The 15006-nt window shown below is 43.6% G+C and carries 16 protein-coding genes and 3 tRNA genes; 5 read left to right on the top strand and 14 right to left on the bottom strand.

What is annotated here, in order from left to right:
* Position 1 precedes the first annotated feature (1 nt).
* Together thiE and thiC are read left to right on the top strand one after the other, a co-directional pair.
* The gene (gene thiE / locus Q8P28_09330) at positions 2-616 is read left to right on the top strand and encodes a thiamine phosphate synthase (protein ID MDP2682986.1); all 615 of its coding nucleotides are present in this window, start codon (positions 2-4) and stop codon (positions 614-616) included.
* On the top strand, positions 613-1890 hold the full coding sequence (gene thiC / locus Q8P28_09325; GenBank protein ID MDP2682985.1) for a phosphomethylpyrimidine synthase ThiC: 1278 nt from the start codon (positions 613-615) through the stop codon (positions 1888-1890). The genes thiE and thiC overlap by 4 nt, the downstream gene beginning before the upstream one ends.
* A 7-nt stretch (positions 1891-1897) precedes the next feature.
* On the opposite strand, the gene Q8P28_09320 is transcribed toward thiC, so the two are convergent.
* The gene (locus Q8P28_09320; GenBank protein ID MDP2682984.1) at positions 1898-3373 is read right to left on the bottom strand and encodes a diguanylate cyclase; all 1476 of its coding nucleotides are present in this window, start codon (positions 3371-3373) and stop codon (positions 1898-1900) included.
* 110 nt (positions 3374-3483) lie between these two features.
* On the opposite strand from Q8P28_09320, the gene Q8P28_09315 reads away from it, so the two are divergent.
* Positions 3484-3558: transfer RNA gene (locus tag Q8P28_09315), tRNA-Thr, on the top strand.
* Positions 3559-3615: 57 nt separating this feature from the next.
* On the opposite strand, the gene pgsA is transcribed toward Q8P28_09315, so the two are convergent.
* On the bottom strand, positions 3616-4188 hold the full coding sequence (gene pgsA, locus Q8P28_09310; protein MDP2682983.1) for a CDP-diacylglycerol--glycerol-3-phosphate 3-phosphatidyltransferase: 573 nt from the start codon (positions 4186-4188) through the stop codon (positions 3616-3618).
* Positions 4175-4774, bottom strand: coding sequence for a transglycosylase SLT domain-containing protein (locus Q8P28_09305; protein ID MDP2682982.1), 600 nt, complete (start codon positions 4772-4774; stop codon positions 4175-4177). The genes pgsA and Q8P28_09305 overlap by 14 nt, the downstream gene beginning before the upstream one ends.
* 115 nt (positions 4775-4889) lie before the next feature.
* Here Q8P28_09305 and Q8P28_09300 point away from each other — a divergent pair.
* Positions 4890-4966: transfer RNA gene (locus Q8P28_09300), tRNA-Met, on the top strand.
* Between the two features lie 35 nt (positions 4967-5001).
* Here the strand turns inward: Q8P28_09300 and trxB are convergent.
* The 11 genes from trxB to Q8P28_09245 form a co-directional block, all read right to left on the bottom strand.
* Positions 5002-5904: a thioredoxin-disulfide reductase gene (trxB, locus tag Q8P28_09295; protein ID MDP2682981.1), complete on the bottom strand. Its 903-nt coding sequence runs from the start codon at positions 5902-5904 to the stop codon at positions 5002-5004.
* A 7-nt stretch (positions 5905-5911) separates the two neighbouring features.
* On the bottom strand, positions 5912-6964 hold the full coding sequence (locus Q8P28_09290; GenBank protein MDP2682980.1) for a hypothetical protein: 1053 nt from the start codon (positions 6962-6964) through the stop codon (positions 5912-5914).
* Entirely contained in the window at positions 6961-7437 is a 477-nt protein-coding gene (locus Q8P28_09285; GenBank protein ID MDP2682979.1) for a hypothetical protein, read from the bottom strand. Before Q8P28_09285 ends, Q8P28_09290 begins: the two co-directional genes overlap by 4 nt.
* 38 nt (positions 7438-7475) lie before the next feature.
* Positions 7476-8240 carry a type III pantothenate kinase gene (locus Q8P28_09280; GenBank protein MDP2682978.1) on the bottom strand — a complete coding sequence of 255 codons (765 nt, stop codon included), beginning with the start codon at positions 8238-8240 and terminating at the stop codon, positions 7476-7478.
* An 11-nt stretch (positions 8241-8251) separates the two neighbouring features.
* Positions 8252-9067 carry a thermonuclease family protein gene (locus Q8P28_09275; protein MDP2682977.1) on the bottom strand — a complete coding sequence of 272 codons (816 nt, stop codon included), beginning with the start codon at positions 9065-9067 and terminating at the stop codon, positions 8252-8254.
* On the bottom strand, positions 9061-9609 hold the full coding sequence (locus tag Q8P28_09270) for a hypothetical protein (protein ID MDP2682976.1): 549 nt from the start codon (positions 9607-9609) through the stop codon (positions 9061-9063). The genes Q8P28_09275 and Q8P28_09270 overlap by 7 nt, the downstream gene beginning before the upstream one ends.
* Before the next feature lie 69 nt (positions 9610-9678).
* A complete protein-coding gene (gene otsB, locus Q8P28_09265; GenBank protein ID MDP2682975.1) occupies positions 9679-10464 on the bottom strand; it encodes a trehalose-phosphatase in 786 nt (261 codons plus the stop codon).
* A gap of 76 nt (positions 10465-10540) precedes the next feature.
* Positions 10541-12802, bottom strand: coding sequence for a trehalose-6-phosphate synthase (locus tag Q8P28_09260; GenBank protein MDP2682974.1), 2262 nt, complete (start codon positions 12800-12802; stop codon positions 10541-10543).
* A 75-nt stretch (positions 12803-12877) separates the two neighbouring features.
* On the bottom strand, positions 12878-13642 hold the full coding sequence (gene pal, locus Q8P28_09255; protein ID MDP2682973.1) for a peptidoglycan-associated lipoprotein Pal: 765 nt from the start codon (positions 13640-13642) through the stop codon (positions 12878-12880).
* A 132-nt stretch (positions 13643-13774) separates the two neighbouring features.
* Positions 13775-14221, bottom strand: a complete 447-nt coding sequence (locus Q8P28_09250; GenBank protein ID MDP2682972.1) for a hypothetical protein — start codon at positions 14219-14221, stop codon at positions 13775-13777.
* A 24-nt stretch (positions 14222-14245) separates the two neighbouring features.
* Positions 14246-14319, bottom strand: a tRNA-Gly gene (locus tag Q8P28_09245).
* A gap of 164 nt (positions 14320-14483) precedes the next feature.
* On the opposite strand from Q8P28_09245, the gene Q8P28_09240 reads away from it, so the two are divergent.
* Positions 14484-14861 (top strand): hypothetical protein, encoded by a 378-nt coding sequence (locus Q8P28_09240; protein ID MDP2682971.1) that lies wholly within the window; start codon positions 14484-14486, stop codon positions 14859-14861.
* The last annotated feature ends 145 nt before the right edge of the window (positions 14862-15006 follow it).

Raw genomic sequence — 15006 nt, 5'->3', positions numbered from 1 at the left:
TATGATTGATTTTAATCTTTATCTCATAACCGACAGACACCGGACATGCGGGAAGCCGCTGACAACAGTTGTAGAAGAGGCATTAAAGGGTGGTATAAAGGCCGTGCAGTTGCGGGAAAAGGGATTAAGCGCAAAGGAATTATTTGAATTGGCGCAGGGTATTAGAAGTCTGACATGGCAGTATGGCGCAAGGCTTTTTATAAACGATAGGGTTGATATTGCTATGGCGGTTAATGCAGATGGCGTACATCTCGGGCAGAATGGTTTTTCAGCAAGAGATTCAAAAAGGATATTTCCGAAAGCGGCTATTGGCGTTTCAACCCATTCTCTTAATGAGGCAAAAAAGGCGGAGGACGAAGGCGCTGATTTTATAACCCTTGGCCCGATATTCTATACGTCGTCAAAGGCAGATTACGGAGAGCCATTGGGAGTTGAAGTAATAAAAAGGGTGAGGAAGGAAATAAATATCCCTGTTTTTGCAATAGGCGGGATAAAGAAAGACAATCTAAAAGATGTTATGGCGGCAGGCGCTGACGGAGCGGCAGTAATATCAGCGGTGATAGGAACAAAAGAACCGGAGAAGGCAGTGAAGGAAATATTGAGGGAGATAATATGACACAATTAGAACAGGCCCGGAAGGGTATAATAACAAACGAAATGAAACAGGCAGCGCTCAAAGAAGGAGTGGAAACTGGATATATCCGCTCATCCATTATGGATGGGACTGTAATCATAACTAAAAACAAAAAGCACAAATCCATTGAACCGCTTGCGATAGGCAAGGGGCTCAGGACAAAGATAAACGCCAATATCGGAACATCTCAGGACAGGGCAAGCCTTGAAGAAGAGCTTAAAAAACTCCACGCAGCCGTAGAGGCAGGGGCGGATGCTGTTATGGATCTTTCAACAGGCGGAGAGATAGATGAAATAAGAAGGGCTGTTATAAGGGAGTCTCCTGCGCCAATCGGCACTGTGCCGATATATCAGGCAGCTTTGGAGGCCGCAAAGAAAGGCAAATCTTTTGTGGAATTGGAGGCAGATGATATTTTTGAGATTATTGAAAGGCACGCAGAGGATGGCGTTGATTTTATCACCGTTCACTGCGGTGTGACCATGCAGACTCTTGAGAGGATTAAGAATGAGGGGAGGATAATGGGCATTGTCAGCCGCGGCGGCGCGCTGACAGCAGAGTGGATAAACTTCAATAAAAAAGAAAACCCTTTGTTTGAAAATTATGACAGGCTTTTAAGAATTGCAAAGGAATATGACATGGTTTTAAGCCTCGGCGACGGACTCAGGCCAGGATGTCTTGCCGATGCAACTGACAGGGGGCAGATTGAAGAGCTTGTAACCCTTGGGGAGCTGGCTCAAAAAGCTGTATCTGAAGGGGTGCAGGTTATGATAGAGGGCCCTGGTCATATGCCTCTAAATCAGATAGAGGCAAATATCCTCTTGCAGAAAAGACTCTGCCATGGCGCGCCTTTTTATGTGCTTGGCCCTCTTGTCACTGATATAGCGCCAGGCTATGACCACATCACATCTGCGATAGGGGGCGCAATTGCAGGCGCTGCAGGCGCGGATTTTCTCTGCTACGTGACTCCGTCAGAGCATTTGAGGCTTCCAACAATAGATGATGTAAGGGAAGGGGTTATTGCGTCAAGGATCGCAGCCCATGCAGCGGATATTGTAAAAGGGGTAAAGGGCGCAATGGACAGGGATATTCAGATGGCAAAGGCAAGGAAGGCATTAAATTGGGATGAGCAGATAAGGCTTTCTCTTGACCCTGCGAGGGCAAGGCTTTTAAGGGAATCCAGCCCGCCGTCTGATAAAGAGGTCTGCACTATGTGCGGAAGTCTTTGCGCTATAAAGGTTTCAGGGAAAGGCAATTAAGCCTGTTTTATTTACGTCCCAATACCACGACCTTATTTTTACCGCTCCTTTTTGCTTCATAAAGGGCGGTATCGGCAAGATTAACAAAGTCTCCGGCATTCATTATTGTTTTCCCGCTTGGATAGGAAACTACGCCAAGGCTTATTGTTATTGTTTCCTTAGTCAGATTTGCGTATGCATGGCTTGAGATGGCTTCTCTTATCCTCTCAGCCTCTTCTTCTGCCCCATCCAGATTTGTATGCGGAAGTATAACGGAGAACTCCTCTCCGCCATATCTTGCAACTATATCGGTTTTTCTTACAAGCTTTTTAATCATATCGGCAACTTCTTTCAAAACATGGTCTCCTGTTCTATGTCCGTAGGTGTCATTTATCCTCTTGAAATCATCTATATCCATCATTATCAGCGAGATTGGTGTTTCGTATCTGACCGTCCTGTTGAATTCCTCCTCTAATCTTGTATAAAAGAAATTATGGTTGTATACCTCGGTCAGACTGTCGGTTATGGCCAGTGTCTTCATCTCCTCTTTTTCTTTTGAGACCTCTTCAAATAATCTGGCATTTTTAATTGCATGATATGCTGATTGCGCTATTATCTGGCAGAGATTTATATCCTTTTCTGTAAAGCCTTTGCCGAGCCTTCTGGTTCTTAAGAAAAGGGTGCCGATAACCTCTTCTTCCCATATAATGGGCAGGACAAGCACATTCATCCTATCAAGATCTTTTACAAGATCCTTTACCTCTGCCATGAGCGGATGTCTTGATATATCTTCAATAACAACAGGCCTTTTGCTTTTGAGAGCCTCTCTTATTTCAGGATATTTGTTTAAATCAAGTTTAATCTCTTTTATTGTTGGGCTTTCATGCGATGCAAGCACATAGCCTATATCCTCTTGTGAAATAAGCACTATTGAACACCTGACAGCGCCGGTAATATCAGCCACCCTCTTGACAATTGTATAAAGCACCTCCTCAGTCTTAAGCATTGAAGAAATAGTCTTTGTGACATCAAATATGGTTTCCAGATTTTTTTTATCTTCATAGATTTCCCGGTAAAATCCCCTTATCCTGGACTGTGCATGGATTCTGGCAATGAGTTCCATATCATCAACAGGCTTTGTTATGAAGTCATCGGCCCCTTTTTCAAGCGCCTCAATTATGGCATCTTTATCGCTTTTATTGGAGACCATGATGATGGAGGGGCGGATGGGCAGGGTCGTACTGCGTATAGCCTTGCATGCCGCTATGCCGTCCATTTCAGGCATTACAATATCCATGAGAATTATTTCAGGCGTGTGTTCCTTCACAAGTCTCACAGCTTCACGGCCGTTTGAGGCATGGTAGGTCTGATAGCCATGCGCATGAAGTATATCCTCAAGCATCACCTTGATCATCAGGTCGTCATCTACAATGAGAACCCTATCCATTTGAGGAATTGTGGAATTAAGGTTTTCAGAAACCTTGAATTTTGATGGCTGCGTCATATATTTTTTAATTTCTAATCCCTAATTTCCATGTTGCCATTGACAAGTTGAAAGTTAAGTGTTAAATAAAAACCTCACAGTTTGAATCATATTTAGACCGTTTTTTACCTGCCGGCGTAGCTCAGGGGCAGAGCAGCTGATTCGTAATCAGCAGGTCAAGGGTTCAATTCCCTTCGCCGGCTCCATTTTAGCTCACAGACTGCTGCAATAACAATAAAACAGACTCCAATGCTATATCACGGTTATTTTCTTAAAAATCTGACAAAGTAATCCACGGCTGACCAGATGGTAAATACAAGGGCAATCCAGAGGAGAACCATTCCCGCAATATGAAAATCTATCCCTAAAAATTTATAATGAACTATCAGCGCTGCAACAGAAGCTATCTGGAATATTGTCTTATATTTCCCAAGCCTGCCGGCCGCAATAACAACCCCTTCAACAGACGCCATAGCCCTTAATCCTGTAACCGCTATCTCTCTGCCTGTTATAAGGGCAACCATCCATGCCGGAGCCCTGCCTAATGATATAAGCATAACAAGGCACGTAACTATAAGCAGCTTATCAGCTAACGGGTCTAAAAACTTGCCAAATATGGTTTCTACAGCCATCCTTCTTGCAAGATAGCCATCCAGCCAATCTGTCATAGATGCGGCAGCAAATATAACGGCTGCAATAATGCTAATCTCTTTGTCAGGCGACAGGAGAAGTAGTATAAGAACAGGGACAGTAAGTATTCGCAGTATCGAAACAGCGTTCGGGAGATTCCATGCCTCGTGTCTCTGGACAGACTTAAAAACATCACTCTTTTGCAAGTTTAACTCCAGTCTGCTCATAATCATTTAAATATTTTAACACCTTTTTAACATACTGCCTGGTTTCTTTAAATGGCGGGACGCTCTTATATTTAATAACCGCATTCTCGCCTGCATTGTATGCCGCAACTACCAGCTTTAAATCAGATTTGAATATTCCCATAAGACGTTTAAGATATTTTACGCCGCCGTCAATATTATTTTGCGGATCATCTATATCAGCAACCCCCATATCATCAGCAGTCTCCGGCATAAGCTGCATTAATCCCCTGGCCCCTTTTACTGATACAGTCTGCGGATCGAAATCCGACTCTGCCTTTATGATGGCCTTTACAAGCAAAGGGTCAATACCGTGCTTTATACATGCATCGTTTATAGGTTTATCATACACGCCGGAAGACAGTCTTTTATAATCAAAACGAACCTCCCGTATCTTTAAGCGGTATTTAGGCGAGGTGGGAGTGTTGGAAAAATGTGTAATGCCTTTTTCGTCCGTATAGACGTAAATATCGGCAATTGCGTGACGCAAGAAAATACATTCTGCGGATAAAATGACAATCAAAAATACTATAATTACGATTCTCATAAATTGCCCTACAATAGGTTTATAGTATAGCAAATAAAGATATTTATGCAACCCATTAGTATTTTTTTAAAAACCTTGACTTTTGTTATCGTAGTAGTTTAAGATATTTTTCTATTGCGGGGTGGAGCAGTCCGGTAGCTCGTCGGGCTCATAACCCGAAGGTCGCAGGTTCAAATCCTGTCCCCGCTACCAAATAAATCCGAGGGTTAGGTGGTTTTTAGCCTAACCTATCTCTCTTCTATATACTTTTCTGCCATGAATGCGGCTATTGCGCCATCTCCAACTGCTGTTGATACCTGTTTAAGCGGTGTTGTCCTACAGTCCCCTGCCGCAAATATGCCTTTTACAGATGTCTGCATATTCTGGTCGGTCTTTATAAAACCGCTTTTATCCTTTTCCACATCAACAAAATCAGTTGTTGGATTTATGCCAGTAAAGATAAACACCCCCTCGGCGTCAATCTCCTTTAAGCTGTTATCCTTGAGGTTCTGCAAGACAACCTTTTCAACCCCTTTTTCCCCTTTTATCTCTTTCAAAACATGGCTCCACAGCATCTCTATATTCGGGATGGAAAGGGCTTTTTCTTGAATTATCTTTTCAGCCCTGAGTTGGTCTCTTCTATGGACAATATAAACCTTACCAGCAATCCTTGATAGATAAACAGCCTCTTTTACAGCCGTATCGCCGCCGCCGATAACCAGAACCCTCTGCCCTTTAAAAAACGGGCCGTCGCACGTTGCGCAGTATGAAACTCCCTTGCCTGTAAATTCCTTTTCTCCGGAAATGCCGAGCCTTCTTGGTTTTGCGCCTGTGGCCACAATCACTGTCCTTGCTGTCAAATCTCCCTCAGAGGTCTTTACAATCACTTCTTTGCCCATATCTTCAACTGCTATAACATCCGTCATTCTAATTTCAAGCCCCAGTCCCTTCGCATGCCCCTCAAACTTCTCCATAAGGTCTGCGCCGCTTATTGACGGAAAACCAGGATAGTTCTCTATAACATCGCTTACGGCAATCTGGCCGCCTACCATCTCCTTTTCCAGAAGGAGCGTTTTAAGCCTTGCCCTCTGGGCATATATGCCTGCTGTAAGGCCGGCAGGGCCTCCGCCTATAATGATTACATCATACATATGGAGTCTATTTTTTCTCCTTCTGCAGAACTATCTTTTTTGCCGCCGATGACAAGGCGCTTGAAACATTTTTGCTTTTGGCAATATGCTGCACATCTTTTCCATTTAACTGATTTAAGAGCCGGATGGCGACTGTCAAGGGCGTCTTAGGATTATTCACCATGCCTAATTTGATGGGATATTTTTTTAGCCATTCTTTGTTGCCTGCCACCTGCCTGAGTATATCATCCGAAATACTCCTTGAGTTAACCACCTTCGTAATCTCGTCTTCAGTAATCCTTGGATTTTTTAACACTGTAGAGGAAACAAGTTTATTGGAATCTTTCATTAGTATGTCCCTTGCCTCTTTATTGCCGAGCAGGGCAAGCTTAATCTTTTCTGAAACATTCAAATGCTGCACCCTCTTATAAAGACTTTCCTTTTCCGCCTCAGTTGCAGCCTCTTTTTCTATCTTCAATTCAGCGTCAACGGCAGCAACCTCTTCCGCCGGTAATACAACCTCCTTCTCTGGCTCCTTTATTTGCAGAGGCTCTACCTCGGCAGGCATAGAGACAGCCGCTTCTTTTGGGCATATCTTGCCAACTGATATAAGAAAGACTGTAACCCTGTCAACAACGGATTTACCGACAGAAGGATTGGTCTTAAGCGCATCCAGAAGGGAGGGGTTACGCATAAGCCTGGTCTGATTTTCCGCTATAACCCGCGCCACACCTTCCGGGGCATTCGAGGCCATAAGCGCCATGGTCTCATCATCCGTATTGCGATTTAAAGCCGCCATAACAAGTACGGCATCATTACCCTTATGTATATTGACGACGGTTTTTATAACAAGAGGATCTAAATCGCCATCCAAAACCGTCAGCAATAAATGGGATGGGATCCCTTCAAGGCTTTTTCTTGCTGTTTCACTGACCTCGATATCTGTATCGCTGATAAGGATGGAAAGGACGGCAACAATATCCTTTGGCCCCATAGGAAGCACAGCCTTTGCAGCCATAAGCCTTGTTTCCTTTGGTGTTTGAGGGGAGATAAATTTTTCCAGATTGGGTGATATCTTCATAGTTGCCTTGCTCCACCCACATCTTTCTTCACGTCTCTTTCTTCTCTTTTGAGCCTGCTGATAAGGCCAGGCATTGTCTTCCTGAAAAATATGCTGAGAAACTTATTGATTGGATTAGAGCGATTCATAAATGGTATTATAGGTTTTTTTCTTGCCCCGAATTTTACCAGTTCTTCATGGATAATATCATTTTCAGGGTCAAACCTGAGCCCTTTTTTTAAAACATTAATGGCTCCTTTCTTATTGTCGGCCTTAATATATACCCTGGAAAGATTTATGTAATATTCAGTCTTATAAAATTCCTTCTTTACCGCCCTTGTGCAGAGCTCAATTCCCAACCCTATCTCTCCCCATTTCATTGCAACGCACATTCCGTAATAAGACATATACCTTGCATTTTCCTTATCCTCTTGATATGCCTTTTCAAACGACCTCGTTGCCTTCTCAAGATTGTTGTTTTTTAAAAATTGCATCCCTTGTTTAAACTTCTCCTCTGAAGACTCTGCTATCATTACACATTCCTTTCATAAATAATCTTCAGGCCATCAAGGGTCAGGAACTCATTAACATCTTCAATTGTCCTGCTCTCCGGCGCAATAAGTCCGGCAAAGCCGCCTGTAGCCACAACCCTGGTTTTTGCCCCAACCTCTTTCTTCATCCTTTCAACAATGCCATCCACGAGCCCTATATATCCATAAAATATGCCTGACTGAATGCTGTCAACTGTATTCTTGCCGACAATATTTTTTGGTTTGGATATTTCAACCCTCGGAAGTTTTGCAGCCCTTTGAAAAAGCGCATCCATTGATATGCCTATACCGGGGGCAATAGCGCCGCCCAGATATTCCCCTTTTTGAGACACATAGTCAAATGTTGCGGCTGTGCCGAAATCAACAACGATAACAGCGCTTTTATAAATTTCATACGCGGCAACCGCATTCACAATCCTGTCAGCGCCAACCTCTTTTGGGTTGTCTGTCATAATCGGCACGCCTGTCTTTATGCCGGGGCCGACAACGATTGGTTTGATTTTAAAATATACTTCCGACATTTCAAGAAATGTATCTGTAAGCGGAGGGACAACACAGGATAGTATGGCGCCGTCAATACTGTCTATTTGTATCCCGCCGAAATTAAAAAAGCCCATCATCATAATCCCGTACTCATCAGCAGTCCGCGCCTTTTTTGTGCCAAGACGCCAATGATGGGCAAGCCTGTTCCTGTCATAAATGCCAATGACGATATTTGTATTGCCTATGTCAATAACGAGCAGCATGGCCGCTTCGCTCACCACACCTCTATTTGAGATGGGCTGCCTACGATAACCTCAGTGTTTCCTTTATACATTTTTATTTTTCCATATACAACTACTTTTTTACCCTGATAATGGGTTAAGGGATCAATCCTGTCATCTTTAAAGTTCTTTTTATCCTGCTGAAATATCACGACCCTTAAGTCTATTTTGGAGGTATTTCCTATCTCAATAAAAATTATATTTTTTCCTTCCCGCACCCCCATGACCTTTCCATATATTGCCTTCCTTTCATCAATAAATCTGGCAGCATCCGATGCAGGGATAAAATCTTTTATTATCACCGGTTTTCTCTTACCCCACAGTCCGACCTTCTTTTTCATCGCTCCTTTTTGATATTGCCTGAACTCGTCTGCCTTTTCAACGCCGCATGGAGGGATTATAAGTATCCTGGCATAGCCGGATATTAGAAGCTCTCTATTGACCATTGTTTGGTTTATGTAAACATAGGCAAGAAGCCTTCCATATTTGTCAGTTGGTTCACTTTTGCACACCTCCAATCTGACATTCTTTCCAAGAACAAAGTCTTTATTTTTGTTCCTTGCTTCTTCATAAAATGGCTGCCCTGTCTCAGGGGTGTCAATGCCAAGATACCTTACCCGTTGCCCTCCTTCAATCTCAATGGTGTCTCCATCAATAACGGCAACTACCATGGAACGCTGAACATTTGTTCCTTTAAGGGCATTAGATATTTTTGGCTGCGATGCGCATTCGCCAATGAAGTTATCAACTATTAAAAGGATTATAGTGAAGGCAATAAAGAAAAGATTTTTAAGGAAAGGGATTACCATTTCTCTCTTAATTCGTGTATATGTCTCTGAATGGTTTTGAGGGTCTCCTTTATATCCTCCGGGTTGTGCTGCCCCTTTTCTATTTTTTTTATTATATCACCCATTTGGATAGATATGACGCTGTGGAGTTTGCTGTAATCCTTGCTCATGTTTTCAAAGTTTTCTATAAATTTATTGACATAGGCGACAAAGTTTCTGACATACAGGTCATCTTTTGTTCTGATAGAGAGCCGTTTATCCAACTCTCCGCTGCTAATGATCTTCATCTCGTATTCCAGTCTTTTAAACGGTCCGAGAAACTTGTGGGCAAAAAAGATGGACAAAATTGCAACAATCGCAACATAACCAATGGTAAGAAAGATGGTTAAAGCAGGTGTTGTAAAGCCAAAAAATGAACTTAGCGCCGAGGATATTGACTGTAAAAACGCTCCGCCTAAAAGCGCCAATACTACCAGAATGGTTATAGTAATCTGCAGTTCTTTTGCCACAAAATAATGCTGCCTGATCTTTTTTTCCGTTTTCACAGGTATAGGCTTATCCATATAAGTTTGCTAAGATATATCCTTTCAAAATCTTTTTGTCAAGAAAGGAGTATAGAACAACACACTAATTCAATGCAGTGGGTTGGCGCATGAGTATTTTGCCTCACCTTCAAACTCCGAATAAAGGGCAGGTTTTTTTATTATATCCCTGAGTTGCTCTAATAATCGTGGAACCTCCCGGTATCCCTTAAGATAGAAGCGGGCTGATGTATTCCTGGATTTCCCGATGCGGATGGTTATGCCTGTTTTACTAAGTGCTTTAAAGGCGGTCTCATCCGTTTTGTCATCTCCCACATATACAGGCAGGTATCTGCCTCCCCATTGCTTCAGCAACCACAGGCTGGCCTCCCCTTTCCCCCACGATATATTGGGAACGAGTTCCAGAACCTTCTTCCCCCTGATTACGGATAAACGTCCTTTTTCCGGAAAACGCTCAATTACCCTATAAAAGATTTTTTTGACATGCCGGATATTATCCTGTCTTACGGCACGGAAATGCAGGCTCAATGTAAACAGTTTTCCCTCAAGCCATGCGCCTGCAATCCCCCTGATTTCTTTTTCAAGCCTCTTTTTTACATCGTCAATAAGCGGTTTTATTCGCATGGCCTCAGGATGTGTGTATCTCAGACCGGGACCGCAGATATCTATCCCGTGATTTCCTCCATAGTAAATCTTACGGATACCGATCCTTTTTTTGATGTCATGAAGCCTTCTTCCGCTCAGGATGGAAACAGTGCAGCAATCTGTGTCTGCCAGCGCGCTCAATTGTCTCCTCAGTCCATCCGGCAGGATGCATTCGGCAGGGTTTTTCTGAATAGGCGCCAATGTGCCATCATAATCCAAAAACAATGCCATCTTGCGGCAGCCTTCTGCTCCAGAAAGCCAGGCTTGAGCACTATTCCTTCCAAAAATATAAATCGGTTTTAAGGTATTATCCGGCCTTTTCATTTGAAGTGTCAGGCAGCCTTAGACGCGCCAGGCTTGTAATTAAATTCCCTGCCCAGCGGTAAATATTTTGTTCCCTTACCGCAGCGCGCATCCGTCTCATTCGCTCAGACTTTTCAGAGGAATCCATGTTGAGCGATATATATATGGCATCTGCCATCATTTCTATATCATAAGGGTTTACGATAACCGCATCCTTTAGCTCGCGGGAAGCGCCGGTAAACTGGCTGAGGATTAACGCACCGTCTTCATCGCTTCGGGAGGCGACAAACTCTTTCGCAACCAGATTCATTCCGTCATGGAGGGAAGTAACCATACAGAGGTCAGCAATCTTATAAAATTGGTTAATCTCATCATGGCTGTGGTGTGCCTTAAGGAAGACAATAGGTTTCCACCCTTTGGTCTGAAAACGCCAGTTGATCTTCTCCACAGTCTCTTCCACCTCAGTCATCAGGTCTCTGTATCGTTTTACATGAAGCCGGCTCGGGGCCCCTAATTCTACAAAGGTAAACCTGCCTATAAAATCAGGGTATTTCTCCAGAAATCTCTCAATTGCCCTGAACCGTTCAGGGATACCCTTTGTATAATCAACACGATCGACCCCTATGCCGATAATCTTGCCCTGCGCCCCAATCTCTTTGAGCAGATTTTCCTTTAGCGATTCTTTATCATGGGCAGCCGGGGTATTCAGTGTTAAACCATCAAAATCGACGCTTATGGGAAATGGCTTGACGATAGTCGTGCTGCCGCCCCGCTCTACCGAGAATTGTTCCCAGTCGAGCTTTGATTCGAGAAAACGATCAACGGTATCCAAAAAATTATTACAGTGGAATTGTGTGTGGAAACCGATAATATCAGCCCCGAGCATGCCTATCAGTATCTCCCGCAGCCATGGACATATCCCATAGGCCTCAGGATTTGGCCAGGGTATGTGCCAGAAAAGGGATACCTTCGCATCAGGCCGCTTTTCCTTGACCAGAAGCGGAAGGAGGGCAAAATGGTAGTCCTGGATTAAAACCAGCGGCGACTCTTCTCCGGAGATCTCTTCCAGCAGCACCTCGGCAAACTTTTCGTTTACCCTTTGATAATACCCCCAGTCCTCCAGACGGAAGACAGGGCGGGTATGGGTAATGTGGCAAAGCGGCCAGATGCCCTCATTTGCAAACCCGTAATAATAGCCGTCTTCCTCCTCTTTTGTGAGCCATATCCTCTTGAGCGTATACGCGGGCTCTTCCGGCGGCACACGCAATTTGTCATTGCCATCCACTCTTTCCCTGTCCGCATCTCCGCTGCCGTGGGCGATCCAGATACCGTCGCATATCCTCATTACAGGGTCCAGCGCAGTAACCACCCCGCCTGCCGGTACGATGCATTTGACCATGCGTCCCTCTTTGGTGTGCATGTAAGGCTCCCTGTTTGAGACCATGAACAATTTTTTGCCGCCGAGTTCAACACGCATATGCTCCTTTAGCCTGTGCGCTGTCCAGAGTGACTCGGCATGGAAACGCAGTTTTGCCTCCTCATCTGCCCTCGCGCGCGCCATGGCAAGGCTTCTGCCCAGATGCGTAACCTCAGAAATCAGGGGAGCCAGTATGTCTCCCTTTATAAAATTCATAGGTCTGTTTATCTTTCCTTTCCTTAACTCACTCATCCATTCCGCAATCCGGGCTATTGGGCCTGTGATACTCCAGCGCACGATTATAAGGGTAATTATAACGATCATAAACGAGAGGATCAGAAGCCTGATAAGATTGTGTCTCCATATCTCCCTGATCCTCACATCTATATAGGAGGCCTCGTGAAATAGTGTTATGGCGCCTATAACCTCGTCATCCTGCTGAACAGGAAGGACATAAAGATACATATTATTGTCATCAATACGGACAAACATCCCCGCAGGACTTTTTTCTTCGATGGCGCTTACTACCTCTGGAAGGGGCTTCTCAATCTTCAGCGCCAGATCAGGTGTTATTGCCATGATATTGCCCTGCCTGTCGTATACAGCTACCCCTTTGAGCCGTCCGCGGTTTCCGAACCGCGTCACGAGACGGTTTAGTTTAGAAAGGGAATTGGATGTTATAAGTGGGATTATGGATTCATGCATGCCCTCGGCCAGAATAATGGTCCTCCGCTCCAGCTCGCCTGTAAGACGGTCCTTTTCGGCGCTGACCTGATAATATGAGAAGACAGCAGCCACGAGCGCCACCGCAAAAAGGAGAGAAATAATAAGTCGGATTGTAATCTTCATGATTAGACCTCCACGTTCTTCCCTTTACGGTGACGTTGTGTATAAAATCTTGTATAAGAAATGCAGATAGGATTCTTACTTTATGGTAAAATGCGCCCTTCTGTTTTCTTGCCAGCATCCCTCGTTGTGGTCTGTGCAGAATGGCTTTTCTTTACCGTAACTTATAGTGGATATCCTCGATGGGTCTATACCCAGATCAATAAGGTATTTTTTTGCAGACTGCGCCCTTCTCTCGCCAAGGGCCATATTGTATTCCGAGGTTCCCCTTTCATCACAGTGGCCTTCAATAAGAATTTTAGAATCCTTATTGGCTTTCAAGTAATCCGCATTTGTCTCAAGAACCGGCCTGGCCTCTTCCCTGATAAGGAACCTGTCGAAATCAAAGAATATGTCCTGCAGCTTTAATACCTCAACAGGCGCAGTAACTGCGGCAGTTTCTTTCTCCTCTATAGCAGCTTCCTTTGATTTCACGGCTTCTGGTATTATGGATGGAGCCTCAACAGGCGCAGTAACTGCGGCAGTTTCTTTCTCCTCTATAGCAGCTTCCTTTGATTTCACGGTTTCTGGTATTATGGATGGAACTTCAACAGGCGCGGCAACTGCGGCGGCTTCTTTCTCCTCTGTAACAGCTTCCTCTTGTTTCACGGCTTCTGGTGTTATGGATGGAGCCTCAACAGGCGCGGTAACTGCGGCGGTTTCTTTCTCCTTGACCGCCTCTGTCTGGGCTGCCTCTTTCTTTGGTATCTGTCCAACGGCTGTCTCTGATGTCACGACTTTTTTACTGCATCCCCAAACAGTAAACAGGATAGCGATTGTCATAAAAAGTAAAAATCTCTTCATAATATTTCCTCCTATGTAAAATATATTAACTCTCTGTGATAAAATCAATGTGAACGTGAAAAAACAAATTGATACAAATTGCGGATTAATAAAGCCATATCTTATGTTGGATGAGATTATTAAGTTATATGGTCACGATAAGCGCGATGTGATGAAAGGCGGCGAAAGGCCGGAATGGGGCAGATAAAAGCCGTTTCGAAATACAGATTTGTTACCCTGAGGCGCTGACATTGCAGAAAATGTTTCCGTCAAGAAGGTAAAAACCTCTGTTGCATGGCCGGTCTTTAAAAAAACATTGCTTGATATTTCTATCTTATTTGAAGATAAAGTTGCCTTCTTCTTTTTCAGCAAAATATGGAAAGAAGATGCGGGATTGTTGTCATTATTCTGTTCCCTGCTTTCCTTTTTGGCAAGCGATGATAAGAGCAGGTCTATGGCAAATAACCTTATATTTTTTATTGAGATATCCGTTTGTGCAGCAATATCATTATAGCTGTAGGCGCATGTAAGTGGAGATATGGCAAAGACAGAAAAATAGATGGAGAATAATATGGAGAAAATATGATATCTCTTTTTCATTTTCACGGCTGTAATATTATTTTTTGGAGCGGGCGAAGGGAATCGAACCCTCGTATGAAGCTTGGGAAGCTTCCATTCTACCATTGAATTACGCCCGCCAGTGAACAAATTCTGAATTGGGAATAACTGCCTTTTTCAGGATTACAAACTAATAAACTGAGGTTTTTATATACTATACCGATTTACAAAAGTCAACCGATTAAAGGGAATTTGGAAAATTTACATTGACTCTCATAATAATAACAGTGTATAAATGTTTAAAATGGGGAGGAGATGGAAGAATAAAGACGGCAAGATAAGCATTGGGACCCTCTTTTGGGTTATTTTGATAGTTGCCGCGGTCTATATCGGCATCAAATTTGCCCCGCCATACATTACTTACTACATGATAAATACAGAGGTTGCAAATGATGCCGATAACGCTCATCTGTACACTGACGAGCAGATAGTAAAATATATCATGATCAGGGTTAAGGAGTTTGGGCTTCCCATTGAGGAGAAGGATATTATTGTGGATAGAAGGGATTCCGACATAGAGGTTTCTCTTCGCTATAAGATAGATGTAAATTTTTTTGACAGATACACCAGGACGCTTTATTTTAATATAGACGCTGTTAGGCTGATAAGGGCAAAGCAGTAGTTCTACCTCCCCTTTTAATTTGACCCGGAGAGGTTAAGAAAGGGATTGGAAATGATAAAATATAACTTAAATGTTTTTGATACCTCCTTAATCAGGCTATTAAAAAATAAGGGGGTATTTTTTTGCGTCAGAGCCGTCTTACGGG

The sequence above is a fragment of the Deltaproteobacteria bacterium genome (genome assembly GCA_030690165.1).
GTDB lineage: Bacteria > Desulfobacterota > GWC2-55-46 > UBA9637 > UBA9637 > JACRNJ01.
Note: the sequence above shows the minus strand (reverse complement) of the source record. Positions and strands in the feature narration are given on the sequence as shown.